Genomic DNA, 26,630 nt, shown 5'->3' on the forward strand with positions numbered 1-26,630 from the left:
AGCACCTTCTTTTTGAACCCACCATCAAACATTAACTTATTATTTTATTTTGGTCAGGCTTAAGCGTTATTTTGTGCCATTTTGCGTTGTTTCTCGGCACGCTCGCGCTCGCTCTTATTCAAGATCTTTTTGCGCAGACGAACAGATTTCGGCGTAATTTCACAATACTCGTCATCGTTCAAATATTCAAGTGCCTGCTCCAGGGAGAAGATCATTGGCGTCTTCATTTTAACGGTATCGTCTTTGGTTGCGGAACGGACGTTGGTCAATTGTTTTTCTTTGCAAATGTTAACCACGATGTCGTTGTCACGCGTGTGCTCACCGACGATCATGCCTTCGTAAACCTCGGTTCCCGGCTCCAGGAAGAGCGTTCCGCGATCTTCGACGCCGATCATGCCGTAGAACGTCGTTGTACCATTCTCCGTCGAGATCAATACGCCTTGGTGACGGCCGCCCACTTGACCGCCGATCAGTGGAGCATAGCTGTCGAACGCATGGTTCATTACGCCATAACCGCGAGTCAGCGTCAGGAAGTTGGTACGGTATCCGATCAGGCCGCGTGCAGGAATCAAGAATTCGAGGCGAACTTGACCGTTGCCCGTGTTGACCATGTTCACCATTTCCGCTTTGCGCGAGCCCAGGCTTTCCATAACGGCACCCATGCTGTCTTCCGGAATGTCGATCAACAGGCGTTCAACCGGCTCCATTTTTTTGCCGTCGATTTCTTTGACGATAACTTCCGGTTTGGATACTTGAAGCTCATATCCTTCGCGGCGCATGTTTTCGATCAGAATCCCCAGGTGAAGCTCACCGCGTCCGGAAACGACAAATGCATCCGGACTGTCGGTATCTTCAACGCGAAGGGACACGTCGGTTTCCAATTCTTTGAGCAGACGTTCACGCAGTTTACGGGAAGTCACCCATTTACCTTCGCGGCCGGCAAAAGGACTGTTGTTCACGAGGAACGTCATTTGCAGGGTCGGCTCATCGATTTTCAGAACCGGCAGCGCTTCAGGTTGGTTTGGATCTGCGATCGTTTCACCGATATTGATGTCCTTGATCCCTGCGATCGCAACGATATCCCCTGCTCCGGCTTCTTCGATCTCAACACGTTTGAGGCCTTGGAAACCGAACAGTTTCTCGATTCGCGCAGATTTGCTCTTGCCGTCACGCATAATGACGGTAACCGCTTGGCCTTGCTTGATCACTCCGCGGTTCACGCGGCCGATCGCGATACGGCCCAGGTATTCGTTATAATCCATCAGTGTAACGAGGAATTGCAGTGGCTCTTCCACGTTCTCCGTTGGGTAAGGAATGTGGCTTACGATCGTATCGTAAATCGCCATCATATTGTCATCTTGCTTGGCAGGGTCATCTTCCATGCTGGATGTACCGTTCAATGCCGAAGCATAAACAACCGGGAACTCCAGTTGATCGTCGTTCGCGCCCAGCTCGATGAACAGGTCAAGCACTTCATCGATGACTTCCGCCGGACGTGCGGCAGGACGGTCGATTTTGTTCACGATGACGATCGGCGTCAAGTTGTGCTCCAGCGCTTTGCGCAAAACGAATTTCGTTTGCGGCATGCAGCCTTCGTAAGCATCTACAACGAGCAGTACGCCATCGACCATTTTCATGATCCGCTCTACCTCGCCGCCAAAGTCGGCGTGTCCAGGCGTGTCCACGATGTTGATGAGATAGTCTTTATAAGTAATGGCTGTGTTTTTGGCCAAAATCGTAATACCGCGTTCGCGCTCCAAGTCGTTGGAGTCCATGGCGCGCTCCTGTAACGTTTCATGGTCACGGAAAATACCGGACTGTTGCAGCAATTTGTCGACAAGCGTCGTTTTCCCGTGGTCGACGTGGGCAATAATCGCAATATTGCGAATGTGTTCTCTTGAATGCATGGTTTGTATCCATATCCTTTCCAAATTCAATTCTTTATCTTATCTACTAAACTTCCCACAGGTTCGCAGGTTACTCACAAAATAAGCGTCGGTGATGTCCCGACGCGTGTCCTAACCCTTTTATTATAGTTGATCATAAGTAAAAATCAAGATATTTCGCCTTCGCCATCCCTGTGAATGGCTACCAGCCTTTTCGCTGCCTTCCGTTCCCGCGACCGAGCAGCAACCATATTCCACCAAGGATGAGAAGCATGGCAAGCACATAGATGATTCCGGAATGCAGCAAAGTGAATGCCAGCAATATGATGGATATACCGCCCAGGATAAAAGCAGCCGTGAGCACTTCCGGCGGTCTGCGGCGATCAACCATCGCATACTCCAGCAATCCGATCGCAATGCCGAGCAGCAGGACGGGCCACAGTCTTCCCATCAACCCCGCACCCCACGTATTTGTAACTCCAAACAATAGGCCATACACCGTCAGGGTCCCTGCCGGAACGAGTGACCAAGCTGGGGCTAGGCGCATGTAATACATGGCATGCAGCGCGATTCCCGGCAACAAAATGAGCAGCGGCCAGAAATGCCGGCCAATGAATCCAAAAACCCCCAACTGCCCTAATAAAATAATGAGACCTGCAGCAACAATGAATATACCGATCGCTTTTTCGTTTCGCTTTTTCAACCAATATCACCTCTTGTCCCGTTTGATGCATGTAGAAATGTAGAGCAACCGATGTTCCATACGTGACCAAAGCACGCAGCTTACTATAAGTGTAGCTCATGTTTGCGCAAAAAACTATACCGCATGTCGCTAATGGTGGCCTCTTTTGTGTTCATTCCTCATCCTTTTCAAATTTTATCCATATGGATCAGGATCCCTTTTACAATCGATTTTTATACATTTAGAAAGCCGCCCGTGTTGGGCGGCTTGGCTTTCCTACGATATACCGAGGACACAGGGCAGCATATATTTTATTCTGCTCTACGGCAGAATGACATGAGGAACTATACATTTTTCCGTACAAAGCGGTGAGCTCCTCCAATCGCAATAACAAGGCAAGCCATGGCGACCGGCAGCAGCGTATGTGCTTCTGCAGTCAATCCGTGTAACCACTGTCCCAGCTTCGGATCGCTCATCACCATTTCTCCGGCGGTATAGGCCAGAATGCCTGAACCCGCAAATACCAATATCGGATATCGTTTCAACAACCCCACAATCAGGCCGCTGCCCCAGATTACGATCGGAATGCTGATCGCGATCCCGATAACCGTAAGCGCCAGATCACCGTCCGAGATCGCCGCGATGGCGAGCACATTGTCCAGGCTCATGACAAAATCGGCAACCAGAATCGTTTGAATGGCCTTCCATGTCGTCGAGGCCCCCTTGACTTCCACTTCATCTTCATTTTGCAGGAGCAGCTTCACCGAGATCCACAACAGCAGCAGCCCTCCTGCTGCTTGAATGAAAGGAATGCCTAACAGCATGACCGCCACAAAAGTCAATGCACAGCGTAGAATGACAGCGCCGAACGCGCCCCACCATACTGCCTGTTTACGCTGATTCAATGGAAGGTCTTTGCTGGCCATGGCTATGACTACCGCATTATCTCCGCTTAATACCAGATTGATCATCAATATTTCCATCAGCATCCACAATGTATCCACGTCTCTCATCCCCCCACTTAACTTGTATGTTAAAGTTGTCCATGCTATTCTTATCGATTGAACAAGCTTAAGCTTAGGGATGGATTAATCGAAGGAGTGACGATGATGGAGCTGTTTAGTCCCGCATTTTGGCTTGCATTGTTGAATGTTGTGTTTATCGATCTGATTCTGGCGGGCGATAATGCCATCGTCATTGGGCTCGCTGCTCGAAATTTGCACCCTTCCGTGCAAAAAAAGGCGATTCTTTACGGAACGGGCGGAGCCCTTCTGATACGTATTTTGGCAACGATTGTTGTATTATGGCTGCTGCAAATTCCTTGGCTGCTGCTGATCGGCGGACTAATGCTCATCTGGATCGCTTATAAATTGCTGGCAGACCAAGGCGAGGAGCATGCCGACATCAAAGCCGGAAGCTCCTTATGGACTGCCGTCCGAACCATTATCATCGCCGATGCCGCCATGGGTCTGGACAACGTGATTGCGGTAGCCGGTGCCGCCCAGCAGCATCTGGTGCTCGTCATTATGGGTTTGCTGATCAGCGTGCCCATTGTCGTTTGGGGCAGTACGCTGTTCATCAAGCTGATCAACCGATTCCCTTGGATCATCTATCTCGGAGCCATCGTGCTTGGTTATACGGCTTCCAACATGATCACGGAGGAACGCCGGCTTGAAGCGTTCTTTGCGAAGCACGCCGTACTCAGGGTGCTGTTCATCATCATTGTGATCGCAGCCATTGTCTTCGCAGGATACCGCAAACGGTCAAAAGGACCCAAACGGGAGGATGAAAGACAGCATTCCTATTCCTGACATCAAAACACATTTGCAAAGAACGTTGGCAGCATTTGTAGAATGGACGCAAAAAGGACTGGTCGACATCATGTCGATCAGTCCTTTTTTTCGTGCTGCTTTATTTTACATCATTCGACTCGGATAACATAACGTTCGTTATGTCGATGCGTCGGGCAGTTCTACCCTAACGGTCAGAACCACTCTTCCTTGATATCGGACGACGTGTCCGCAGAACCGAATGGAAGCGGTTCGCCGGCACGCAGCACTAACGTTTCCGTCTGGGCCACAGCCTCATCCACCCATTCCGGAAGCTCCGTCAACGACTCTTCGATTCGCTCCACAATTCGCAAATTCGGATTCGTCGTCGGCGATTTGGGCACAAACAACGTGCAGCAATCTTCATAAGGCAAAATGGAAATATCGTACGTTCCGATTTTTTTGGATAAACCGATAATTTCCTCCTTGTCCATCATGACCAGCGGCCTGAGCAGGGGCAAATCGGTGGCCCGCCCGATGACGTTCATGCTTGGCAGCGTTTGGCTGGCTACTTGTCCCAAGCTGTCTCCCGTAATCAGCGCAAGCGCTCCTTCGCGCTCTGCCAGTTTAGTGGCGATGCGCAGCATGGAGCGACGCATCAACGTAATGATCAACTTGTCCTGTCCGACCTGGGTAAATGAGGTCTGAATTTTGGTGAAAGGCACCAGATGCAGCTTAATGCTTCCCGCATGTCCTGCCAGGGCGGCTGCCAGTTCAATGACTTTTTCTTTGGCCCGCTCGCTTGTAAACGGGTAACTATAGAAGTGAACGCACTCCACCTCCAGCCCACGTCTCATAGAGGACCAGGCAGCGACCGGACTGTCAATGCCGCCGGATAACAGCAGCATTCCCTTGCCGTTCGAACCAAGCGGAAACCCTCCCACTGCCGGGATCACTTCGTTGAAGATATAGGTCCCCTGATCCCGGATCTCCACGCGAAGCTCGATATCAGGATTGCGCACGTCGACACGGAGCTGCGGGAATTCCCGCAGGACGGGCGAACCCACGATGTGATTCATCTCATGCGAAGAATGGGGAAAAGCTTTCCAGGCGCGTCGGGAGGTCACTTTAAACGTTGTGCCTTCTTTAAACACTTCTGAGCGTTCATGCATGAAGGCAACGGCGGCCGTCACAATTTCATCCTTTTCGGAAGAGGTCACAATGACCGGACTGATCGACACTACGCCGAACACCTTCTTGAGCGCATCAATCAGCTCGGTGTGAGGCTCGCCCCCCAGATCCACGTACAATCTGCCGAATTCTTTGCGGAGCTGTGCAGCCGGGTAGGGCTTAAGCAGCGAGCGCACCTGATTGATAATCGTATTTTCGAAACGGGAACGGTTCTTCCCTTTCAGCATGAATTCTCCGAAACGGAGAAGCAGCATATCGTATTTCATCGGTTATTACATCCGCCTTTCCAATGGACGCAGCTGCGCCACCATCTGTTTCAGGGCCTGTGCAAGCACGGCCACGTCTTCTTCTGTATGTTCGTCTCCCAAACTGATACGCAATCCTCCGGCAGCCGTCGCATGATCTCGGCCCATGGCCAGCAGCACTCTGCTCGGTTCGGCTGAACGCGAGGAACAAGCCGATTGCGTAGACACGGTTACTCCGAGCTGCTCCAAAGTGTGCAGAGCAACTTCCGCTTTCATGCCCGGGTATGAAAAATGAACGATATGAGGTGCTCCATCCTTGCCACTGTTCAGCACAAATTCCGGAATGCTTTCGATCGTCTCCATGATCCGATCCCTCAGCACGGTCGTTCGTTTGGCAAAATCAGCCTGACGTTCGGACGCAAGGCGCATCGCTTTGGCCATGCCGACAAACAGCGCCACATTTTCAGTCCCCGCCCGTAATCCCCGTTCCTGCGAGCCTCCGGACAGAAGCGGAGTCAGTTCCACGCCGCTGCGGACATACAAAAGGCCCGCCCCTTTGGGGCCGCGGATTTTGTGGGCGGACAGACTGTATAGATCGACTCCCCATGTCGCAGGGACGGCTTCGATTTTTCCAAAACCCTGAACCCCGTCCACATGGAACAATACGCGCGGCGCCTGCTTTTTGAGCAGCCTGCCCACTTCGGCCACGGGCTGAATGGTTCCCGTTTCGTTGTTGACATGCATCAAGCTGACCAGCACCGTATCCGGTCGGAGCGCGTCCAGAATGTGCCGAGGATTTACTTTTCCTGCCGAATCCACCGGGATCCAGCTGACCTCCCAGCCCCAATCCTGTAATTGCAAAAAGCTTTCATATACCGACGCGTGCTCCGTTGCCGTGGCAATGATATGTTTGCCGCGCGAAGCATAGTGCAGCGCCGAGCCTTTAATCGCAAGATTGTTGCTTTCCGTGGCTCCGGAGGTAAGCACGATCTCGTCTGCTTTGACGCCCAAGGCATCGGCACAGACCGTTCTTGCCCGGCGAAGCAGCTGATGGGCCTTTTCACCAAAACCATGGATGGAGGAAGGATTCCCGTAATGGGCTCCCATGATCTCTGCGATCGTTTGCACCACTTCTTCATAAGGCGGGGTGGTTGCCGCGTAATCGAAATATTTCAAATGAGGGCGAACCTCCCTTTTCTCATTATGGCTATTTTTCTACAGTCTGCATTGTAACACGAACCTGTCCCAACACAAAAAGACCAAGCAGGAAAATGGCGCAATTGCCAACACTTCCCGCCTTGATCTTTCGGAACCAGCCTTCTGCTGCCTGTTATGAGAACATCTATGCGATGTATTTTTGGCGCGCCTTTTCCACCTTTGCAATGTACGCCTGCGTCTCGGCTGGCAAGCGGCCGATCACGCTCATCAGCTCGCTGTCGGTGGACACGCCCAGCTTCGTCACACGCCCTGGTCCTGCGTTGTAGGCGGCAAGCGCCATGTTCACCTGACCGCCGAAACGTTGGAGCTGAAGCGAAAGATACTTCGTTCCGGCATCGATGTTCTGCGCAGGGTCGAACGGATCGCTGACTCCCAGTCCGGCTGCCGTTCCGTCCATAAGCTGCATCAATCCTTTTGCGCCAGCCGAGGAAACGACATTCGGATTGAATGAGGATTCCGTATCGATCACCGCTTTGATCAAGGATTCAGGCACTCCGTATTTGGCGCTTACGGCCGCGATCAGCGATTCGAAATCGGTAGGCACGGAAGAACCGGAACCGGAATCGGCCGAACTCACATTCGTCGACGCATTTAATGAAACTTCCGGGCTGTTGGCGGAGGCGTATGTGTTTTCGTATGTACCCGCATCCGCAGCATATGCACTTCCCAATTGCAGCCAGAGCAAACCGTCAAGAGATCTGTTCGCAAGCGGAGCTTGCGAAGAATTGGCCGAAGGCATCGAAGCTGGGGAAGCACTCGTTCCCTTCCCAAGCAGTCCGTCCATCAATTCGGCAAAATCGGAGACGGTATCCGACGTTCCTTCCGATCCGATCGTTTGACTCAGAACATTGGACAATTGCGTCTCCAACAGTTTCCGTGATGCGCTTGAATCAATCTGCATGTATTCTCTCCACTCCCGTGTCATATATCATCAACTTTCTGCCTACATTCTACATGGTTTTACAAAATACTGCCATCGTTTTCAGAAAAATTATTCCAAACCTCCTGTCTTTTGCGCAAACATGAAAAACCCTTCTTCCGATATCGGAAGAAGGGTTTGCTCTGCGTTAATCAGGAAGGAGCAATGCAGTTCTCCAAGCCTTCGTTTTAACGGGCAAACGGAATCATGAAAAAGTAACTCAACGTGGCGACAATGCCAAGCCCCATCGACCATGCTCCAGACGTTTTATGTCCGTTCGCATAAGCATAATACCCCAACACTGCAGCGGCCGGCCCCAAAACGATGGACCACATAAACAGCGAAGCGATCCCGCAGGCCAAACCGACATATCCGGATACCTTCCCGCTGGATTCCGCAACACGATCTGCCTCGTGTTTTACCGGAACGGCTTCCTTGCGTTTGACTTCTTCTCTCCGGTATGAGGTAGGCGGAGCCACCTCTGCACCATACTCTTCACGATGTGCACGTCTCGGGAAATCAACGCGTTTCCGATCTACCGTGTCATCGCTTTTAGGCTTGGATGAAACTTCATCATTGCGGTCATGTTCATCTTTCATTTCAGTACACCTCCGTAGATGAATGGAATGAGAGCTTATTTAGGCCTAAATGTATGACAGCAAGTGGCCGAAGAAGTGCTGGCTTGATCTTGGTGCTCGGAATCAAACATCTCGCCGGCGAATTCCTCAGCATAATGACTTCTGGCATGCTGATCGATGTCAATCATGATCGCGTCTGCATGACAGAAATTGTTTTCTCCCCAAAAGTGGCAATTCGATACGCTACATTTGACGATTGGCTTGTTGTCACTCATTTGTTTTATCACCTCGAAGCTATTGTCCCCGCTGCCCGATTCGGCTATTCCGCCTGCGGAATGCCAGATGATGTCATGCCGATGCCAAGGCAAACATGAGACAACGCACAAAAAAACCGCCGAAAATCGGCGGTTAGTTCTTCATGTGTATCGGGTATGCCATAATGCTAAGCGTGATTACGCTGATTTTGCATCCGGCGCTGAGTCAGATAATCGCTCTCATAATAAGCCAGATCATCGCGCAATTCTTCGTAGGTTTTGGAAATTTCCAAAACGACGTCACGCACGGCGCGAACGGGCTTGTCACGGAAACGGATCGCGTCTTGCCCGGTATAGGCATATCTTCCATCTTCGGAATAACATTCGTTTTTGGGATAGAAGAAGCTATTGATGCATTGGTGGTACGTATGATAAAGAGCCTTTTCGGCAAATTCGACATCGAAGTTGGCACGACGCAGCACAACGCCAAGTTTTTCGTAAGAAACTTCAGAAAAAACGAGCAGATGACGGAGATCCGATAAAAATCCTTTGTAAAACGCCGTCGATTCTTCCGTCTGATTCTGATCCAATTCAGGCAAGGAATGTTGATTCAAAAATTGTTCGATCCGATCAATAGCTGGTTTTAACTTTTCCCTCGTTGACTCACAAATTTTTTGTACATTGGCTGCTGTCATAAAGATAGCTCCCCCTTAGATAAGTCCTTACATATAAATCGGCCACAAAAATGTTTCGTTTGACCGTGAATTCTCAGCTACTATCCTACCATAAAAAGGTGCCAAAAGGTATCCCTTAATCTTCCTTATTATTTCCAGCCTTTCACAACGACATTTCTGCAACATTTCTGTGCTGTTCTGCATAAAAATATGTCCTTCTCCTAACGATAACACCAAGCGCGGACAACATGGAATCGGCATGAAGCGATGATTGCTGTCCAGACCAACAGAGGAGGTATGGTTTCCCCCATGTCGAGACCGAAATGGAAAAATTGGACCCTTGCCGCAGGCGTTGGCGCACTGACCTTGGTTCTGCTTCTTCCCACAATGTATCGCCCGGACACGAACCAAAGGAATCAAGCGCTTCCCCAGGCCCCACGCGAGCACCAGGAACAAGCCAGTAAACAGCGCCTCAAAGTACAGGATGTTAAAGCAACCGATATGCTGACACGCATGGATGCCAAGCAGCATTTAGCCGCTTTGCTGGATAAAACCGCCAAAATGTCCGAAGCGGATCTGGCCCGGTACATGAACGAATTGCAGCTTTCACATGCACATATTCGGTCTGTGGATATTGTCGACGCCAAAGGATCCATCCAAAAGCATTACGGCAAAAAGCCGCAGGATGGGAGCACATTGGAGCATCAAAAGCTGGAGCATTCCATGAGCCTGGCCAAAAAAGCGGTAATGGACCGCAAAAGCTTTGAATCGTCATCCTTTTCCGTAGGAAATGATAAATATTTTGTCATGGCGCTGCCCTCCAAAGAAGGCAAAAATTCCGTGATCGCCCTGTTTAATCAACAGATCCTGAACTCGGTGGAACAGCACCAGCGCAGAAATCTGCGTATGATTCCCTATCCACGCGAAGGCAAATTCCGCGTTGAATCGGTACACCCCGATACGTTGAACGAAATCACCGTGAAAACGGGACACGACAATGCCAATGCCAGCCATTTTTATGAAAATGAAATCGTGGTCCGGTTCAGGCAGGACCCGGGAGAACGGGACATGCGCATCATCCGTGCTGACCTTCATGCCTCGAAAGCACGCAAACTGGGGTATACCTATGTCTTCCGCTCCGAGCAAATGAGCTACAAACAGCTTCATGACTATTTCGAGCGCAAGTGGAATCCCTTGTACATGGAACCCCACTACATGTATTTAACCAACGAAACCGCCGTTGAACAAACGGATGTACCGGTTCCGAACGATATTTTGTTTTCCGATTATCAATGGAACCTTCCCGTCATCGAAACCAATCGAGGGTGGAACATTACGAAAGGAAGCAAAGACGTCATTATTGGCGTTGTGGACACGGGCGTGGACCTGGACCATCCCGACCTGAAAGGCCGGGTGCTTGAAGGATACAACGTGATCGACCCTTCCAGCCGCCCTCTGGACGATGTAGGTCATGGCACTCACGTAGCCGGAATCATCGGAGCCACCGTCAACAACAACGAAGGTGTGGCAGGCATGAGCTGGTACAACAAAATTTTGCCTGTCAAAGTGCTGGACAACTCGGGTTCGGGCACTACTTATGCCGTCGCCGAGGGCATCATTTGGGCAACCGATCACGGCGCCAAAGTCATCAACATGAGTCTGGGCAATTACGCAGACGCACAGTTCCTTCATGATGCAATCAAGTATGCTTATGATCGTGACGTCGTGCTGATTGCGGCCACAGGGAACGACAATACCGAGCGTCCAGGATATCCTGCCGCTTATCCCGAGGTGTTTGCCGTATCCGCCACCGATCCGGATATGAACAAAGCTTCCTACTCCAATTACGGAGATTACGTCGATGTCATGGCTCCTGGCACAAGCATTGCCAGCACCTATCCCAAGAACCAGTATGCCGCGCTGTCAGGCACATCCATGGCCAGCCCGCATGTGGCGGCTCTTGCCGGGTTGATCCGTTCGCTCAACCCCGACTTGACCAATACGGAAGTGATGGATCTGATGCGCCAAAGCGTCATCGACCTCGGCGACCCGGGACATGACAAATACTACGGTTATGGGCAGATCGATGTTTATAAAGCGCTGCAAGCCGCTGCAGGCAAAAGCGCCCCTTTGCAATTCTGGCCGCAGCATGTACGCGAGCAGATGGACAATATTTTGAAAAAATACACGGAATCTTCGAAATAGGCAAAAATAAAAGCAGCAGCGCCCCGGGGGCGTAATGCTGCTTTTTGGTATGCGTAATGGTTCCCCGGGGCCTTAACGCTGCTTTAGCGTTTGCGGGAAGACGTACGGGCTTTGCCTTTGTTCTTCCCTGCTTTTTTGCTGCGGCGGCTGGACACGTATACCGGACCCTGCTCTTTAACGACTACCGGATACACATGATGCGGAACAGGAACGCAGTGGTGCTGATTAATGACTTCAACCGGGTGAATAATCGGCTGTACTTGCGGGTGATAAAAATCATTCACGACTTGAATCGGATCACAAACGATAGGATCGAGCTCAGGACAACAATGTCTCATCTCAAAACCAACTCCCTTTCAAGTGATACTATAGAGTATTGCGGAAGGACGAAAGTGGATTGGATGGATGTCCTGACTCCGACGAATTAAATCAGCGGCAGCCTGTCCGCTGTTGTCCTTCCCCCATGGGGAAGCATCGCGCGGATCGCCTCGCATAGGATACGAAGGCCTTCCCTCAGCGGCTCGGGACCCGTTACGGTAAAACAGATACGAAGACTTGCGTCATCCATCTCTCCCGCATAACAGGCAGAGCCCGGCAAAAAGGAAACACCAGCCGCGTGCGCTTTGCGATGTAATTCATGCATGTCGATCCCGGCCGGCAACTGCAGCCACAAATTTAGCCCCCCTTCGGGCAGTATCCAATGCACGCCGTCCGGCGCATGCCTTTCGAGAACGCCCGCTGCAGCCTGCAGCCTGGCGTACAGCTCCTTCCGCAGTCCTTGGATATATGGTTCATATTGATGTTGGATGAAAGACTGCAGCGCTTTCTGGGTAAGCAGCGGACTGCCGAGGTCTGCCGTCGATTTGGCCGCCACCAATCGGGTAAGCACGCTCCCGTCGGCGATGGCGCACGCCACGCGGCATCCCGGAGAAAGCACTTTGCTGAAGCTTTTGATGTATACGACATGTCCAGACCTGTCCAACGATTTGATCGAGGCTGGCGGAGGGGCATGAAAATGCAGATCGGCGAACGGATCGTCCTCCAGAATGAGGCAATGGTAGCTCTGGGCCAGATTCAGCAGCTCCGCCTTTCTTTTGGCGCTCATCGTAATGCCTGTCGGATTGTGAAAAGTCGGGATCGTATATATGAGTTTGGGCGGGTAAGAATCGCACAGGCGGGTAAGCAGGTCGATGCGCATGCCTTCCTGATCCATCGGAACGGTGATGATTTTCGCGCCTCGGCTCGTAAAAACATCGATGGCGCCGGTATAGGTGGGAGCCTCCATATATACCACATCTCCGGGTCCCACAAACGTTCGGGCTACAAGATCGATCCCTTGTTGGGTTCCGCTTGTGATCAACATCCGTTCCGCTGATGCTTCCAGCCCTCTCGCAGCAAAATGCTGCATAAAAATTTGCCGAAGTTCACGGTCTCCCTGGAATGAACCATAGTAGGCCATGCGTTCCGGATGGTCCGAAGACAAACGATATGCGCTGTCGATAATATCCCGAGTGGGCAGCAGCTCAGGCTGGATGGCAGACATATGAAACTCGTAGCGGACCTGCGGGGAGGCGTCGAAATGGCGCCAGAGCTGGGCACGCGGCAAATAGTCCACTAACGCCAACTGCCAGTTCAACTCTGCGCTGACCTGACCCTGTCGATGCACGTTTTGGTGTTTTGGCTGCCCCCCGTTTCCGACTTGTTCAGCTTCGTCTTTTTCAAGCGCTCTGACATAACATCCCTTCCCCTGCGAGCAAACAATCAGTTGACTGGACTCCAATTCTGCATAAGCTTTGGACACGGTAACCAGGCTGACGCCAAGGTCTGCAGTCAATTTCCTTACGGACGGCAGGCGGGTGCCTGGCGCAATAAGCCCGGATCGGATGCGGTCCGCGATCGTTAGGGCGATTTGCATGTACAGCTTGGTGCTGCTCCCCCGCTTCAATTCAATGTGCATCATCATGGCCTCCAACTGTTATGATTCTCGCTTTACTGTTATACAGCAGACCGAGTATAATAGCGAATAATATAAGTATAACAGTGAATAACAGGAGATGAGAACACGATGAATATCCCTTGGTCCAACATGGCACAAAACACCCCGTCCTCTGTCGTTCGCGACATGCTTCAGGCTGCGCAGGCACCTGGAATGATTTCGCTTGCCGGAGGCCTTCCAGCCCAAAGTTCCTTCCCGTTGGAAGCCATCCGCGATGCATATGCCCGAGTTTTCGCCGACGGCCCCGCTGCCCTTCAATACGCGGAAACCGAAGGCTATCGGCCACTGCGTGTCAAGATCGCTGACCGCCTCCAGTCCAAGGGCATTCCGGCTTCGCCGGACCATCTGCTCCTGACTACGGGATCGCAGCAGTCCATTGACCTGGTATGCCGCATCCTGCTGAATCCGGGTGATCATGTGCTTGTTGAATCGCCGACGTATTTGGCCGCACTGCAAGTCATCCAATCTTACCAGGCCCAATCCCATGGCGTTGCTTGCGATGACGAAGGCATGCTTCCCGAATCCCTTGAAGAAAACCTGAAGCTATACCGTCCAAAATTGGTTTACATTAATCCAACGTTCTCCAATCCGGCAGGTAAAGTGTGGAGTCGTGCTCGCAGGCAGCAGGCGGTTGACCTTTGCCGAAAATACGGCGTGCTGATCCTTGAGGACGATCCTTACGGTGAGATCCGCTTTAATCCGGAGCAATTGGATGCACCTGCCCTTGCTGAGCTTGATGCAGAAGGTTATGGCAGTCCATCCAACGTTATCTATACCAGCACCTTCTCGAAAACGGTGGCTCCCGGCCTCCGCACAGGCTGGATCCTGGCTGCGCCGGATGTGATCAAAATGGCAGCCCGCTCCAAGCAGGGGGCAGACCTCCACTCCAGCAGCATTGACCAAAGAGCGTTGCATGCCCTGATGGAGTCCTTCGATCTGGATGGACACATTCGTCAAATTTCCAACGACTATAAACAGCGGATGCAGAAGATGACTTCGTTGATGTCGGAAAAATCATGGGAAGGCATTACGTGGAACTCCCCGCAGGGAGGCATGTTCTTATGGTTGGAGCTGCCTGAATCGATGTCTGCAGCTACATTGTTCACCTACGGCATTCAGGAAAAAGTATGTATCGTGCCGGGCGATTCCTTCTATGCCGGCACCCCGGAAACGAACCGCATGCGCATCAACTTTACGCATACCGATCCCGATCAGCTGCCCGAAGCGGTTGAACGGATGGATCGCGCCATCCAGCGCTGGCATGCGGCTGTGCAATCCGACACGGCCGTTACGCTGTAATCATCTTATCCGGCCAAATTCTCCTGGAAGAGTTTGGCCGGATGAAATATTTATATTCATAACAAAAAAGGCGGCAGTCTCCGTATCACGGATTCTGCCGCCTTTGTGCATGTATGGCGATGAGCTGCTCATCACTTGCTTCAGCATCGTTCGTAACCGCGAAGCGATGCAACATAGCGAAAAAAAATTAAAGAAATTACATGATCCACGTTGTTGCAGTTAGGAAAGCTTACCGTAAGCCGGGTTCTGTGCTCGTCGTGGTTCAGACGGGAACTACCCTCCCACCATAAGCGACAATCATCTATCTAGGCCATACATTGCTGCATGGCTCAAGCGACCAACCTAGACACACCTCGGGCTAAGGCTGCCTAATCCGAAGATCAGGCCGTGTCCCATTAGGTCTTGCTCCAGATGGGGTTTACCAGGAACGAAGTCACCAGCGTTCCTCGGGGTCTCTTACACCTCGGTTCCATCCTTGCCTGTGCCGGAAGATCCGGCCATCGGCGGTCCATTTCTGTGGCACTATCCTTCAACTCGCGCTGACTGGACGTTATCCAGCATCCTGCCCTGTGGAGCCCGGACTTTCCTCTCGTGGCAACAAGGCCACCAGCGATTGTCTGTCAAGCTTTCCGAAACAACATTATATAGTATACAGGGATTCCTTTTGACATACAAGCCTAATGTTATTGGAAATGCTGCCTCCACAACCTCCATCTTACATGAATTGGAATACTTCCGTGTTGATTTCGGAAGCGGTCACCTGAGTAGAATAGCGTTTTTCCTCCAAATGGGTCCGCAGCCAGTCCGCCGTTTTCGCTTTCATGATTTTCTCGGCATTATGGCCTACGTCAATGATGCACATACCGGCCATCAGCGCATCGTGCGCCGTATGATAATCGATATCCCCCGTGACAATAGCGTCCGCTCCTTTGAAACGGGCGGTAAGCACGTAACGGCTTCCTGAACCTCCAAGCACGGCTGCTTTTTTGATCGGTTTAGCCAAGTCGCCAACAACGCGCACGTGGCGCACGTTCAGTTCTTTTTTAACGACCTCTACCAGTTCACCCAAGGTCTTTGTCTCCTGAAGAGGTCCCAAACGCCCCAGACCCAACGTACGGCCTTTTAAATCCATCGGATACAGGTCATAAGCCACTTCCTCATAAGGATGGGCCTTCAGCATCGCCTGAATGACCTTGCTGCGCAGGCTTTGCGGCACGATCGTCTCGATCCGCATTTCTTCCACCCGCTCCATTCGGCCTTGTGCACCGATAAACGGCTGGGTCCCTTCGCCTGGCACAAACGTGCCTGTGCCTTCCGTGTTAAAGCTGCACTTCTCGTACTTGCCAATGCTTCCTGCCCCGGCTTCCAGAATCGCCTGCAGCACTTGTTCATGATGCGTGCGAGGCACGAATACCGCCAATTTGAACAGCTGGTCCGTATGTACGTCCTCCAGCGACTCCTTGCTGTTGATGCCGATGGCCTCGGCCATCCAGTCATTCATGCCGCCTTCCGCCACATCCAGATTCGTATGACTGATATACACCGCAATATCATGTTTGATCAATTTCTCGTACAACTTGCCCATCGGCGTATCCGTGCTCAACGATTTGACAGGACGAAAGATGATCGCATGGTGCGCAATGATCAGGTTGGCGCCGATACGAATGGCTTCATCGACGACTTCATTGGTGACGTCGAGGGCAACGAGCACATGGTTGATTTCTTTTTGCAGACTGCCCAGCTGCAGTCCGATTCGATCATCCGGGACAGCCAGATGTTTGGGAGCGAGCTGCTCCATCAGTTGAATGACGGTTTGACCTTTGGCAAACATGTAAGAACCTCCTTCAGACTCGTAATCAGTCGTTCCACCTCGGAAGCCTTGTCCCGGGCAGTATCGGAATCGGATCTGGCGATGGAATCGGCAACGCCTTGCAGTTTGGCGATCTCGCTTTCCCATTTTGCAAAAAACACTTCGTTCGGACGATCGACCAAATACGGCCCCATGCGCAGCAATAAATCCTGCGTCAACTCGATCCCGTTTCCAAGCGGCCGCGGGCGATATACTTCTTCATTGGCGATCGGGCTTTGCGATTGCGGCATAGCCGTAATGATTTCGTAAATTTTTCCGTCTTCCTCCAGCAACCGCTCAGCCACGACGACCCAGCCGTGTTCAAGCAGCCAGCGTCGCAGAATGTCCTCGCCTACGTTCGGCTGCAGCACAAGCAGGCTGACCTCGTCCAGTTTGTCGTACCCACGGTCCAAAATGGAAGCGATCAAAGCCCCTCCCATACCCGCAATCGTGATAACGTCGACCTCTCCCTTGGAAATGACCTCAAGGCCGTCTCCCCGGCGCACCGTGATCTGCCCCTCGAGAGCAGCATCGCTCACCTGCTTGCGGGCAGCTTCATAAGGTCCCTGATTGACCTCCCCCGCAACGGCCAGTGCCGCTCGTCCGCTGCGGACGGCAGCGACTGGAAGCAATGCATGGTCTGAACCGATATCTGCCAGACGGCTGCCCTCCGGAATTTGGTCGTGAATTAACTGTAATCGATTCGAAAGTTTCATGAACACCTACACCATTCATTAGTTTTGGATTTGCATTAGGCAGCGAAAAGCGATAAAATAAAAGCCAATCAAACATTTCAAGGATTAATTTCCAAAACCAAGAAATGAAGACTTTAAAATTAAAAACAAAGGAGACCCCGCCTTCGCCTCAGCTTTTGCGGAAAGTCTCCCATGATCATGTTATTCGAGGAAATCTTTAAGACGTTTACTGCGGCTTGGATGACGCAGCTTGCGAAGAGCTTTGGCTTCAATCTGACGAATACGCTCACGCGTCACGCCAAATACTTTGCCCACTTCTTCCAATGTTCTAGTCCGTCCATCATCAAGTCCGAAACGCAAACGCAGTACGTTCTCTTCACGCTCGGTCAACGTATCCAGAACGTCTTCAAGCTGCTCCTTCAGCAGTTCGTAAGCGGCCGCATCCGCTGGTGCAAGCGCTTCTTGATCCTCGATGAAGTCACCCAGATGAGAATCGTCCTCTTCACCAATCGGTGTCTCAAGGGAAACGGGTTCCTGAGCAATTTTCGTAATTTCGCGTACTTTTTCCACGCTCAGATCCATCTCGGCTGCAATCTCTTCGGGCGTCGGTTCGCGGCCCAATTCCTGCAACAGCTGACGGGATACCCGAATCAGCTTATTAATGGTTTCAACCATATGCACCGGGATACGAATCGTTCTCGCCTGGTCGGCAATGGCACGCGTAATGGCCTGGCGAATCCACCATGTCGCATACGTACTGAACTTGAAGCCTTTTTTGTAGTCGAATTTCTCTACGGCTTTGATCAGCCCCATGTTTCCTTCCTGGATCAAATCAAGGAACAGCATTCCACGTCCTACATACCGCTTCGCGATGCTGACAACGAGTCTGAGATTCGCTTCCGCCAAACGCCGTTTGGCTTCTTCGTCCCCTTGCTCGATCCGATTCGCAAGTTCAATCTCATCGTCCGCAGACAACAAAGGTACACGACCGATTTCTTTGAGATACATCCGGACCGGGTCGTTGATTTTGATCCCTGGAGGCAAGCTCAGGTCATCATCAAAGTGGAATTCGTCGTCCGAATCCCGCCCTTCTCCCTCTTCCCCGGGCCGAACCTCTTCATTATTTTCATTCACCACATCAATGCCAAGATCGCTCAGTTGTTCGTAAAACTCATCCATTTGTTCCGGATCCTGATCAAATGGGGAGAGCTTCTCGATAATTTCTTTGTAGTTCAATGACGATCTTTTCTTGCCTTGTTCAATCAATTGATCCTTAACCTGATCCAGCGTCATTTCTGTTTCTAGTTCAGTATGCTGATCATTCGCCATAACTTCGACTCCCTCCTCCCTAGAAACATCCAACCTGCAGACGTTCACTGTCTCTCTAGGGCAATCATTTCAATTGCGATTTGTGCCGCGCGTACAGAATCACCCGCCCGCTCTGCAGCAATCATTTCTTCCTTCTTCAGGTCATACTGCTTCATCCGAGGATATTTCAATATTTCCCTGATGCAATCGTCCAGCACCTGAATGCTCCATTCGCCCGGTCCCTCCATCATGGAGATGGAGCTTACCGTTTTCTCCAGGCGGTCATCATGCAACGATGACATGAAACGGCTTGTATCCGGCGGTTTTCCTTGTGCATAATAGGCGTATAGATAAGCAGCGATCGCTGCATGATCCTCCAAATTAAAAGCTTCACCAAGATGCTCATTCACGTACTGGGCCGCTTCTTCATCCAAAAGCATCCAAGCAAGCAATTTCCGCTCAGCCACATGATAAGCGGGCAACAGGTTAGGTGTTGGCACATGCCTATTTTGTTGCCTACCATTATTCCACCTTTTCGGGTTATTATCCCCGAACTCCGGGTTATTTTTCATGGCTTCGCGCTGTTCGTTGCATTCCTGCTTGAGCGTTTCGAATGAAACGTCGACCTCGGCAGCCAGCTCACGAAGATATACCTCGCGCTCTGTCGGCGAAGGCAGTGGGGCAATGAGCTTCACCGCTTCCTTCGTATAGGCAATCTGCCCGCCGCCTTCTAGCAGTATATGGTTTTTTTTCAGGTTTATAAGCTTAAATTTTGTGGTTGTTACAGCACCTTCAACAATCTGGTTCCGGAACCGTTCGCCGCCATGCTTGCGAATGAACTCGTCCGGATCCAATCCTTCCGGAATTAGCGCGACCTTCACTCTCAGTCCGGCTTCTTCCAGGATCGGAAAGTTTTTCATTGCTGCAGCCTGTCCAGCCCGGTCGCCGTCATAACAGAGGATGACTTCATCGCACATGCCTTTAAGCATTAAGGCCTGATTTTCCGTCAGTGCCGTTCCCATTGCGGCTACGCCGTTCTGTATGTCTTGATCCCAAGCAGAGATCACGTCACCGTATCCCTCGAACAAGATGGCCTGTCTTTGTTTGCGAATCCCGTTTTTGGCTTGATGCAGATTATAGAGGACACGACCCTTGTGAAAAAGCCGGGTTTCCGGCGAATTCAAATATTTCGGCTGTCCCTCTCCCAAAATGCGGCCTGCAAAAGCAATGGGCTTCCCGTTTCTCCCATGAATCGGAAACATGACTCTATCGCGGAAGCGATCGACGTATCCTTCGCCCTCATTGCGCTCGGACAGAAGCCCGCCGCGTTCCATCTCCTTCAGGGAAAACTCGCGTTTCTCCAGAAACTGCACCAGCGTATCCCAACGATTCGGTGCATAACCAATCTGGAACTGGTCGATCAACTTGTCGTTAAAACCACGCGAACGCAAATACTCCATAGCCGCCTTGCCGTGCTCGGTATTTTTCAGTAAGAAATGATACAGCTTCGCAGTAAGCTCATATGCTTCCAGCAAACGTGCCGTTTCCGGATTGTAATGAGCAGATTCGCGCCCCTGCCAATCTCCCAGCGAAATATGACTTTCTTCCGCCATCGACTTGACGGCCTCGGGAAAAGATAATCCTTCGATTTCCATCCTGAATTTGATGGCATTTCCGCCCTTGCCGCAGCCGTAGCAATAGAAAATCTGTTTCTCGGGAGTGACTGTAAACGAAGGCGTCTTCTCGGAATGAAAAGGGCAGAGGCCTTTCATGTATTTCCCCTGCTTGGTCAGATGCACAAATCGGCTAACCGTGTCAACGATGTCGTGCTGCTGTAACACCGATTCAATGATGCTTTCGGGTATACCGCCTTGTCCGGTACTCATCTCAACCACCTTCATCTCTTTAACACGTAGATATAATTCGCTAAATTTGTACGTTCTCCTGCAAATCTTTTAAAAGTTTTGTCAGTTTATGTTGAAAAATTTCACGATCCTCCGCTGTGAAAGGCTTCGGCCCTTTGCCATAGCGGCCTTTCCTGCGTTCCTTCGCAGCGGTATGACGCGAATCCAGCATAAAGTCGATGTCACGATCCGTGAAGTTACGGCCGCGAAAAGATAAAACGTAACAACGTTTGCCTAGCGCGAGTGCAGCCAATCCGTAGTCCTGCGTAATAACCACATCATATGCCTTAACATGATTGGCAATGTACAGATCCGCACTCTGGCTGCTTCGATCTACCTGTACGATGCGCACGCCGTCTCCACCCTGCAGCTGATGATCGAATGAAGAGACCAACAGGACTGGAATATTGAAACGCCGTGCCGTATCGGCAATCTCGGCCTTGACCGGGCAAGCATCACCGTCCACAACGATGTGGCGCACATTCAACTCACTCAAATCAGACCACCCGACTTCATAAAATAACTGCATAATGTAATATACGACCCGAGCCAGGAAAAATCCTTCTGGCAAGATCATGGAAATGCAAGGACAAAATACGGAACGGTTGTTCAAATGATTCGACAACGCGTTCCGTATATTTATACCCTCATCTATCCTGCTTTAATACTCGAATTACCATACCAGCTTGGAGAAATCGGCAAATCCTTTCAGGTCGCGATCAATGGCCGCGAGCAGCGCAAGACGATTCGCCCGAACCGCTTCGTCTTCCGCCATAACCATGACGGAATCGAAAAATGCCGTAATGGCTTCTTTCCAGCCCGACGCAATGGCCAGCGCCTCGGCAGCTTCATGACGGGACAGAACTTGACGGTACTCGTCGGCGGTTCTGTTCCAGACCTCGTGCAGCTGACGCTCCCCGTCTTCCGTAAACAGTTCGGGATGAACGGCAACGGCAGAAGCTTTCGCAGCCAGATTGCCTACGCGGTTAAAGGATTCCACCGTCGTTTTGAAAGCATCCCCGGTTTGAACCGCGGCCATCAATGCTTCACCTTTCGGAACGATGGCGCCGATATCGTCAAAACCGGCGGCAATGACCGCATCGACGACGTCATAACGCACGGTGTCGGACAGAAGCTTTTTCACGCGCAAGCTGAAAAAGTCTTGTAAATCCTTACGAACTTCGTCCTCGGTGCGTTTCAAAAGATTCATCTGTGCATGAACGTCCAGCGCAATGCCGAAAACTTCGGACAGCGTCAAAGGCAGATTGTGATCGAGCAGGATTTGCACGATGCCGGCTGCTTGACGACGCAGTGCATAAGGGTCCTGCGAACCTGTTGGAATGATGTTGATCGAGAAACATCCCACGATGGTATCGATTTTGTCTGCAATGCTCACGATTGCACCGACAAGCGAGGCAGGGGATTGATCTCCTGCAAAGCGCGGCTGGTAATGTTCGAATACCGCTTTGGCAGCTGCTTCTTTTTCTCCAGCCTTCCGGGCATAATCCTCACCCATCACGCCTTGCAATTCAGGGAATTCACCAACCATGAGCGTGACCAGGTCGAATTTGCAAATGTCGGCTGCGCGGCTTACGGACTCGGCATCGTCTGCAGGCACGTCCAGTTTCGACGCCAGGCTGTCGGCAATTTTACGAATGCGGCGTACCTTGTCTCCAACCGTTCCAAGCTCTTCTTGGAAGACGATGCTCTCAAGTTTGGACAATGCATCCTTGATCTGCAATTTCTGATCTTCCTCATAGAAGAATTTTGCGTCGGACAGGCGTGCGCGCAATACTTTCTCGTTCCCCTTTGCGATGACGTCTAGCGAATCGCTTCCTCCGTTGCGCACCGTCACGAAGTAAGGCAGCAGCTGCCCGTTCTCGTCCAGTACAGGGAAATAACGCTGATGTTCGCGCATCGACGTAATCAGCACGTCCTGCGGGATGTTCAAGAACGATTCGTCGAACGTACCGAACAGCACGGTCGGCGTCTCCACCAGGAACAATACTTCTTCAAGCAAATCCTCTTTGATCGGCACGTTCCAGCCTTTTTCGGCGGCAAGCGCCTGAATCTGGGAAACGATCATTTGCTCGCGTTCCTTAATATCCGCAACTACATGTTCGGAACGAAGAAGTTCCACGTAAGAGCCCGGATCGGTGACAACCGCTTCCTGCCCCAGAAAACGATGTCCGCGGGTAACATTGCCGGATTTGACGCCAGCAACTTCCAATTCGATAATCTCGTTGCCCAACAAAGCAACAATCCAGCGGATCGGGCGAACGAATTTGAAATCGTACGAAGCCCAACGCATGAATTTCGGGAAAGTCATCGCATGCAGCACGGACAGCAGACCTTCGCCGATGACCGAGGCGGTTTCAACCCCTTTGCTGCTTTTCGTTGCGTAGATGTATTCCACGCCCGCAAGCTCTTTGAACGTAAACTGTTCAGGATCGACGCCTTGACTGCGTGCAAACCCGAGCGCGGCCTTGCTCCAGTTTCCGTTTTCGTCCAGCGCAATTTTGCGGGAAGGCCCCTTTACTTCTTCCTCGACGTCCTCTTGTTTTTCGGCAACGTCACGAATAAGCACGGCAAGTCTGCGCGGAGTCGCATAAGCCTCTACTTGGCCAAACGCAATGCGGGATGCATCCAAAAACTTGACAACCCGTTCCTGAAGCTGTTCAATGGCTCCGCGCAAAAAACGCGCAGGTACCTCTTCCAACCCGATTTCGAACAGTAAATCCTTAGACATGCTCGGCTCCCCCTTTCTTGATCAGCGGGAAGCCCAGCTTCTCGCGCTCTTCCACGTATGTTGCGGCTACTTGGCGAGCCAGATTCCGAACGCGGGTAATGTATCCGGTACGCTCGGTTACGCTGATTGCGCCGCGTGCATCCAGCAGGTTAAAGGTGTGCGAACATTTCAGCACGTAATCGTATGCAGGGAATACCAAGTGTTGAGCCATTGCTTTGTTTGCCTCTTCCTCGTACATGTTGAAAAGGGTGAACAGCATCTTGACGTCAGATACCTCAAACGTATATTTGGAATGCTCGAACTCGGGTTGCTTGAAAACATCGCCATACGAAATGCCTTCGACCCATTCCAGTTCAAATACATTTTCTTTTTCCTGAATATAGGAAGCCAGACGTTCCATGCCGTACGTAATTTCTACCGCGACCGGATTGGTCTCGATGCCGCCGACTTGCTGGAAGTAGGTGAACTGGGTAATTTCCATGCCGTCCAGCCATACTTCCCATCCCAAACCCGCACAACCAAGAGACGGGTTCTCCCAGTTGTCTTCCACAAAACGAATGTCATGCTTCAGCGGATCGATGCCCAAACGCGCCAGGCTTTCGAGGTAAATTTCCTGGATATTATCCGGCGAAGGCTTGATAATGACCTGGAACTGATGATGCTGATACAAGCGGTTGGGATTATCGCCGTAACGACCGTCCGAAGGCCGGCGGGAGGGCTCCACATAGGCTACTTTCCACGGCTCAGGCCCAAGAGAACGCAAAAAGGTCATCGGGTTCATCGTACCTGCGCCTTTTTCCGTGTCGTATGGCTGCACAATAATGCAGTTGTGCTCGGCCCAGAATTGTTGCAGCGTTAGAATCATCTGCTGAAAATTCATGATCATGCTCCTTTTCGATGGTTTGATTACAAGCCCAGAACGGCAGCCAAAAAAACTCCCGCCCTACGCCTGATGTACAGACGTAGGGACGAGAGTTATTCCCGCGGTTCCACCCTACTTGGCCTGCGTAACGAAGGTTAAGCAAAGCCCACTTTTTCCGTGTCCATTCATGCTCCCGAGTGCCGTTTCGCAAACCGACTCAGCCAGGCTCTCACCATCCCCGGCTCGCTCAATGATTCGTCCTGAATGCTACTCTCTCGTTCTACGCATGACTCTAAAAAAGAGAAATTACATTGATAATATATAATTCCTATTAAAAAGTCAAGAACATATTTTTTTTCAAAAACGAGCAGTTCAAATCCCGTACTTTTCCATCTGGTCCAGGAAAGAACGGGATTTTAAATGAAGCCCTAACTGGTGATCCATGAAGGCTCGCATGATTCGTTTAAGTTCGGCCCGGGTGTCTTCGCTGACCGATATGCTGCCCAATCGTTGCAGATCCAGCTGAGCAAACAAACGAAGCAGCTTAAGCGCCTTCGGGCCCACACTCATCGCCGGCGGATCAAAATGCTTGCAGGCCCTGCAAAGCACTCCGCCCAGTCTTGGACTGACGAACAGCTGCTCCTCCGGACGCTCGCGTCCGCAGGAAATGCATTCGTCCAGAGCCGGGCCGTATCCTGCGGCCTGCAATATTTTCATCTCATACAGACCGGTGATGACCACCGGGTCTTTGTCTTCCTTCAATGCCTGAAGGCACGCCTTTAGTTGTTTGAACCAAAATGCACCTGTTTCCTCTTCCTGCAGCACCCGGTCCAAAAGCTCGCAAGCATAGGCAGCATAAGCAGCCTTGACCAGGTCTTCCCTCAGCTCATGGTTGCTTTCAATGATCTCGCCTGCGTTCAGCGTTCCCAGACCTTTGTTGCGGAAGTATACATATTGGCCGTACGTAAAAGGCTGTACCAGCGCAGCATGTCTACTCTTGGGCTTTTTGGCGCCCTTGACAAGCACCCCTACTTTTGTTCCGCTTTCGGTGCAAAGCGTAACAATTTTATTTCCCTCGCCGTAATCCATGCTGCGGATGACAATCCCTTCCACCCTGTATAGCATGCCTCGTCACCTAACCATTCCCGAAGATGCCAATCAACTCTCGGCTTCTTCATCTTCGATTCCTTCCCCTGAAGCTTCCGACTCCGGTTCCAATGCATTACACGCCTCGGTATATAGCAAATAAGATTCTACATCCCCCGTCATCGTAAACACCTTCCACGAAAAATCTCGCACTCGGAATTCATCCTCTCTTCGGAAATGACGTCTGCTTCTACCCGATAGGATGGAGTTTTCCAAGGGAAACTATGTGTTGCAATTAATGGATACTCGCCGGGTCAGGCATCACGATGGAAGCCCAGGTCGCGCAACACACGTTCCTGATTTCTCCAGTCTTTCTTGACTTTAACCCACAGATCCATATAAATTCTTGAGCCAAGCAAATTCTGTATATCCGTTCGGGCGCGCTTGCCTACTTCTTTAAGCATGGCGCCCTGTTTGCCGATGATGATGCCCTTCTGGGAATCCCGCTCCACAAAGATAACCGCCGAAATATACACCACGCCGTTATCCTGCACCTTCATATCCTCGATGGTTACGGCGATGGAATGCGGTACCTCTTCACGCGTCATTTGCAAAATTTTCTCCCGGATCAGCTCAGCGCACACAAATTGCTCGGGGTGGTCCGTGACCTGGTCTTCGGGATAATACTGCGGGCCTTCCGGCAGGTATTTGCCGATCTGCTCGAGCAAAGTCGAAACATTGTTGCCATGCATCGCCGATACGGGAACGATCTCCGCAAAATCATGCAGTTTGCGATATTCCTCAATCAGCGGAAGCAAGGCTTCCGGCTCTACTTTGTCGATTTTGTTCATGACCAAAATCACCGGAGTCCGCACGTTTTTGAGCTGCTCGGCAATATAACGGTCTCCGCCGCCCATACCTTCCGAAGCGTCGATCAGGAACAGCGCCGCCTCGACTTCGCCAAGCGTGTTCAAGGCCGTTTGGTTCATGAAATCGCCCAACTTGGATTGGCGTTTATGGATTCCCGGGGTATCCAAAAAAACGATTTGCTGTTCGGCAGAGGTGTATACGCCATGAATCTTGTTGCGCGTCGTCTGAGGCTTATCCGACATAATCGCGATTTTTTGCCCGATAATTTTGTTCATCAGCGTGGATTTGCCCACGTTCGGACGGCCGACGATGGCAACAAAACCCGATTTGAATGCTTGTTTTTTCATATGTTCCTCCTCAGGCGCCTAGGCCTGGAATGTGTATTTTTGCA

24 protein-coding genes and 1 other RNA gene are annotated in these 26,630 nt (G+C 51.3%); 3 read left to right on the forward strand and 22 right to left on the reverse strand.

Going from position 1 to position 26,630, the window contains the following annotated elements; translation table 11 throughout:
- Nucleotides 1-59 precede the first annotated feature (59 nt).
- The 3 genes from typA to MKY59_RS22160 form a co-directional block, all read right to left on the reverse strand.
- Nucleotides 60-1,907, reverse strand: a complete 1,848-nt coding sequence (gene typA, locus MKY59_RS22150) for a translational GTPase TypA (protein WP_236416652.1) — start codon at nt 1,905-1,907, stop codon at nt 60-62.
- A 181-nt stretch (nt 1,908-2,088) separates the two neighbouring features.
- On the reverse strand, nt 2,089-2,589 hold the full coding sequence (locus tag MKY59_RS22155) for a hypothetical protein (protein WP_236416653.1): 501 nt from the start codon (nt 2,587-2,589) through the stop codon (nt 2,089-2,091).
- 323 nt (nt 2,590-2,912) lie between these two features.
- Entirely contained in the window at nt 2,913-3,572 is a 660-nt protein-coding gene (locus MKY59_RS22160) for a TerC family protein (RefSeq protein ID WP_236416654.1), read from the reverse strand.
- 105 nt (nt 3,573-3,677) lie between these two features.
- Between MKY59_RS22160 and MKY59_RS22165 the strand changes: the two genes are divergently transcribed.
- Nucleotides 3,678-4,379, forward strand: a complete 702-nt coding sequence (locus MKY59_RS22165) for a TerC family protein (RefSeq protein WP_339273857.1) — start codon at nt 3,678-3,680, stop codon at nt 4,377-4,379.
- A gap of 173 nt (nt 4,380-4,552) precedes the next feature.
- Here MKY59_RS22165 and thiI read toward each other — a convergent pair whose 3' ends face one another.
- From thiI to MKY59_RS22195, 6 genes are all read right to left on the reverse strand, one after another.
- Nucleotides 4,553-5,794, reverse strand: a complete 1,242-nt coding sequence (thiI, locus tag MKY59_RS22170) for a tRNA uracil 4-sulfurtransferase ThiI (protein ID WP_236416656.1) — start codon at nt 5,792-5,794, stop codon at nt 4,553-4,555.
- A 6-nt stretch (nt 5,795-5,800) separates the two neighbouring features.
- Nucleotides 5,801-6,949, reverse strand: coding sequence for a cysteine desulfurase family protein (locus MKY59_RS22175; protein WP_236416657.1), 1,149 nt, complete (start codon nt 6,947-6,949; stop codon nt 5,801-5,803).
- Nucleotides 6,950-7,115: 166 nt separating this feature from the next.
- On the reverse strand, nt 7,116-7,892 hold the full coding sequence (locus MKY59_RS22180; protein ID WP_339273858.1) for a lytic transglycosylase domain-containing protein: 777 nt from the start codon (nt 7,890-7,892) through the stop codon (nt 7,116-7,118).
- A gap of 206 nt (nt 7,893-8,098) precedes the next feature.
- Nucleotides 8,099-8,509 (reverse strand): hypothetical protein, encoded by a 411-nt coding sequence (locus MKY59_RS22185; protein ID WP_339273859.1) that lies wholly within the window; start codon nt 8,507-8,509, stop codon nt 8,099-8,101.
- 35 nt (nt 8,510-8,544) lie between these two features.
- Nucleotides 8,545-8,763 (reverse strand): DUF1540 domain-containing protein, encoded by a 219-nt coding sequence (locus MKY59_RS22190; RefSeq protein WP_236416663.1) that lies wholly within the window; start codon nt 8,761-8,763, stop codon nt 8,545-8,547.
- 167 nt (nt 8,764-8,930) lie between these two features.
- On the reverse strand, nt 8,931-9,437 hold the full coding sequence (locus tag MKY59_RS22195; RefSeq protein WP_236416665.1) for a YpuI family protein: 507 nt from the start codon (nt 9,435-9,437) through the stop codon (nt 8,931-8,933).
- Between the two features lie 288 nt (nt 9,438-9,725).
- Here MKY59_RS22195 and MKY59_RS22200 point away from each other — a divergent pair, with 288 nt between their 5' ends.
- Nucleotides 9,726-11,621 (forward strand): S8 family peptidase, encoded by a 1,896-nt coding sequence (locus MKY59_RS22200; RefSeq protein WP_236416666.1) that lies wholly within the window; start codon nt 9,726-9,728, stop codon nt 11,619-11,621.
- Between the two features lie 83 nt (nt 11,622-11,704).
- Here MKY59_RS22200 and MKY59_RS22205 read toward each other — a convergent pair whose 3' ends face one another.
- Nucleotides 11,705-11,959 carry a hypothetical protein gene (locus MKY59_RS22205; RefSeq protein WP_236416668.1) on the reverse strand — a complete coding sequence of 85 codons (255 nt, stop codon included), beginning with the start codon at nt 11,957-11,959 and terminating at the stop codon, nt 11,705-11,707.
- 86 nt (nt 11,960-12,045) lie between these two features.
- Complete coding sequence (locus MKY59_RS22210) at nt 12,046-13,578, reverse strand: PLP-dependent aminotransferase family protein (protein WP_339273860.1); 1,533 nt, start codon at nt 13,576-13,578, stop codon at nt 12,046-12,048.
- Nucleotides 13,579-13,686: 108 nt separating this feature from the next.
- Between MKY59_RS22210 and MKY59_RS22215 the strand changes: the two genes are divergently transcribed.
- Entirely contained in the window at nt 13,687-14,916 is a 1,230-nt protein-coding gene (locus MKY59_RS22215; protein ID WP_339273861.1) for a PLP-dependent aminotransferase family protein, read from the forward strand.
- Nucleotides 14,917-15,136: 220 nt separating this feature from the next.
- On the opposite strand, the gene rnpB is transcribed toward MKY59_RS22215, so the two are convergent.
- The 11 genes from rnpB to era form a co-directional block, all read right to left on the reverse strand.
- An RNA gene (rnpB, locus tag MKY59_RS22220) (RNase P RNA component class A) lies at nt 15,137-15,545 on the reverse strand.
- An 86-nt stretch (nt 15,546-15,631) separates the two neighbouring features.
- Entirely contained in the window at nt 15,632-16,747 is a 1,116-nt protein-coding gene (locus MKY59_RS22225; protein ID WP_339273862.1) for a Nif3-like dinuclear metal center hexameric protein, read from the reverse strand.
- Nucleotides 16,714-17,481 (reverse strand): class I SAM-dependent methyltransferase, encoded by a 768-nt coding sequence (locus MKY59_RS22230; protein ID WP_236416672.1) that lies wholly within the window; start codon nt 17,479-17,481, stop codon nt 16,714-16,716. Before MKY59_RS22230 ends, MKY59_RS22225 begins: the two co-directional genes overlap by 34 nt.
- Before the next feature lie 180 nt (nt 17,482-17,661).
- Nucleotides 17,662-18,789 (reverse strand): RNA polymerase sigma factor RpoD, encoded by a 1,128-nt coding sequence (gene rpoD, locus MKY59_RS22235; RefSeq protein ID WP_236416673.1) that lies wholly within the window; start codon nt 18,787-18,789, stop codon nt 17,662-17,664.
- 44 nt (nt 18,790-18,833) lie between these two features.
- A complete protein-coding gene (gene dnaG, locus MKY59_RS22240; protein ID WP_236416674.1) occupies nt 18,834-20,654 on the reverse strand; it encodes a DNA primase in 1,821 nt (606 codons plus the stop codon).
- Nucleotides 20,655-20,694: 40 nt separating this feature from the next.
- The gene (locus MKY59_RS22245) at nt 20,695-21,168 is read right to left on the reverse strand and encodes a YaiI/YqxD family protein (protein ID WP_236416676.1); all 474 of its coding nucleotides are present in this window, start codon (nt 21,166-21,168) and stop codon (nt 20,695-20,697) included.
- Between the two features lie 177 nt (nt 21,169-21,345).
- Nucleotides 21,346-23,421: a glycine--tRNA ligase subunit beta gene (gene glyS / locus MKY59_RS22250; RefSeq protein WP_236416678.1), complete on the reverse strand. Its 2,076-nt coding sequence runs from the start codon at nt 23,419-23,421 to the stop codon at nt 21,346-21,348.
- Entirely contained in the window at nt 23,414-24,301 is an 888-nt protein-coding gene (glyQ, locus tag MKY59_RS22255; protein ID WP_236416680.1) for a glycine--tRNA ligase subunit alpha, read from the reverse strand. The genes glyS and glyQ overlap by 8 nt, the downstream gene beginning before the upstream one ends.
- A 354-nt stretch (nt 24,302-24,655) precedes the next feature.
- Nucleotides 24,656-25,408, reverse strand: coding sequence for a DNA repair protein RecO (gene recO, locus MKY59_RS22260; RefSeq protein ID WP_339273863.1), 753 nt, complete (start codon nt 25,406-25,408; stop codon nt 24,656-24,658).
- Between the two features lie 33 nt (nt 25,409-25,441).
- Nucleotides 25,442-25,582, reverse strand: a complete 141-nt coding sequence (locus MKY59_RS22265; RefSeq protein WP_236416682.1) for a YqzL family protein — start codon at nt 25,580-25,582, stop codon at nt 25,442-25,444.
- Nucleotides 25,583-25,683: 101 nt separating this feature from the next.
- A complete protein-coding gene (gene era, locus MKY59_RS22270) occupies nt 25,684-26,586 on the reverse strand; it encodes a GTPase Era (RefSeq protein ID WP_236416683.1) in 903 nt (300 codons plus the stop codon).
- Nucleotides 26,587-26,630: the final 44 nt, after the last annotated feature.

The organism is Paenibacillus sp. FSL W8-0426, from assembly GCF_037969725.1.
GTDB lineage: Bacteria > Bacillota > Bacilli > Paenibacillales > Paenibacillaceae > Paenibacillus > Paenibacillus hubeiensis.

What these genes read in the sequence shown, in the direction of transcription:
- typA (WP_236416652.1), bottom strand. Translation starts at nt 1,907, where the DNA reads ATGCATTCAAGAGAACACATTCGCAATATTGCGATTATTGCCCACGTC.
- MKY59_RS22165 (WP_339273857.1), top strand. Translation starts at nt 3,678, where the DNA reads ATGGAGCTGTTTAGTCCCGCATTTTGGCTTGCATTGTTGAATGTTGTG.
- thiI (WP_236416656.1), bottom strand. Translation starts at nt 5,794, where the DNA reads ATGAAATACGATATGCTGCTTCTCCGTTTCGGAGAATTCATGCTGAAA.
- MKY59_RS22180 (WP_339273858.1), bottom strand. Translation starts at nt 7,892, where the DNA reads ATGCAGATTGATTCAAGCGCATCACGGAAACTGTTGGAGACGCAATTG.
- MKY59_RS22185 (WP_339273859.1), bottom strand. Translation starts at nt 8,509, where the DNA reads ATGAAAGATGAACATGACCGCAATGATGAAGTTTCATCCAAGCCTAAA.
- MKY59_RS22190 (WP_236416663.1), bottom strand. Translation starts at nt 8,763, where the DNA reads ATGAGTGACAACAAGCCAATCGTCAAATGTAGCGTATCGAATTGCCAC.
- MKY59_RS22195 (WP_236416665.1), bottom strand. Translation starts at nt 9,437, where the DNA reads ATGACAGCAGCCAATGTACAAAAAATTTGTGAGTCAACGAGGGAAAAG.
- MKY59_RS22200 (WP_236416666.1), top strand. Translation starts at nt 9,726, where the DNA reads ATGTCGAGACCGAAATGGAAAAATTGGACCCTTGCCGCAGGCGTTGGC.
- MKY59_RS22205 (WP_236416668.1), bottom strand. Translation starts at nt 11,959, where the DNA reads ATGAGACATTGTTGTCCTGAGCTCGATCCTATCGTTTGTGATCCGATT.
- MKY59_RS22210 (WP_339273860.1), bottom strand. Translation starts at nt 13,578, where the DNA reads ATGCACATTGAATTGAAGCGGGGGAGCAGCACCAAGCTGTACATGCAA.
- MKY59_RS22215 (WP_339273861.1), top strand. Translation starts at nt 13,687, where the DNA reads ATGAATATCCCTTGGTCCAACATGGCACAAAACACCCCGTCCTCTGTC.
- MKY59_RS22225 (WP_339273862.1), bottom strand. Translation starts at nt 16,747, where the DNA reads ATGTTTGCCAAAGGTCAAACCGTCATTCAACTGATGGAGCAGCTCGCT.
- MKY59_RS22230 (WP_236416672.1), bottom strand. Translation starts at nt 17,481, where the DNA reads ATGAAACTTTCGAATCGATTACAGTTAATTCACGACCAAATTCCGGAG.
- rpoD (WP_236416673.1), bottom strand. Translation starts at nt 18,789, where the DNA reads ATGGCGAATGATCAGCATACTGAACTAGAAACAGAAATGACGCTGGAT.
- dnaG (WP_236416674.1), bottom strand. Translation starts at nt 20,654, where the DNA reads ATGAGTACCGGACAAGGCGGTATACCCGAAAGCATCATTGAATCGGTG.
- glyS (WP_236416678.1), bottom strand. Translation starts at nt 23,421, where the DNA reads ATGTCTAAGGATTTACTGTTCGAAATCGGGTTGGAAGAGGTACCTGCG.
- glyQ (WP_236416680.1), bottom strand. Translation starts at nt 24,301, where the DNA reads ATGAATTTTCAGCAGATGATTCTAACGCTGCAACAATTCTGGGCCGAG.
- recO (WP_339273863.1), bottom strand. Translation starts at nt 25,408, where the DNA reads ATGCTATACAGGGTGGAAGGGATTGTCATCCGCAGCATGGATTACGGC.
- era (WP_236416683.1), bottom strand. Translation starts at nt 26,586, where the DNA reads ATGAAAAAACAAGCATTCAAATCGGGTTTTGTTGCCATCGTCGGCCGT.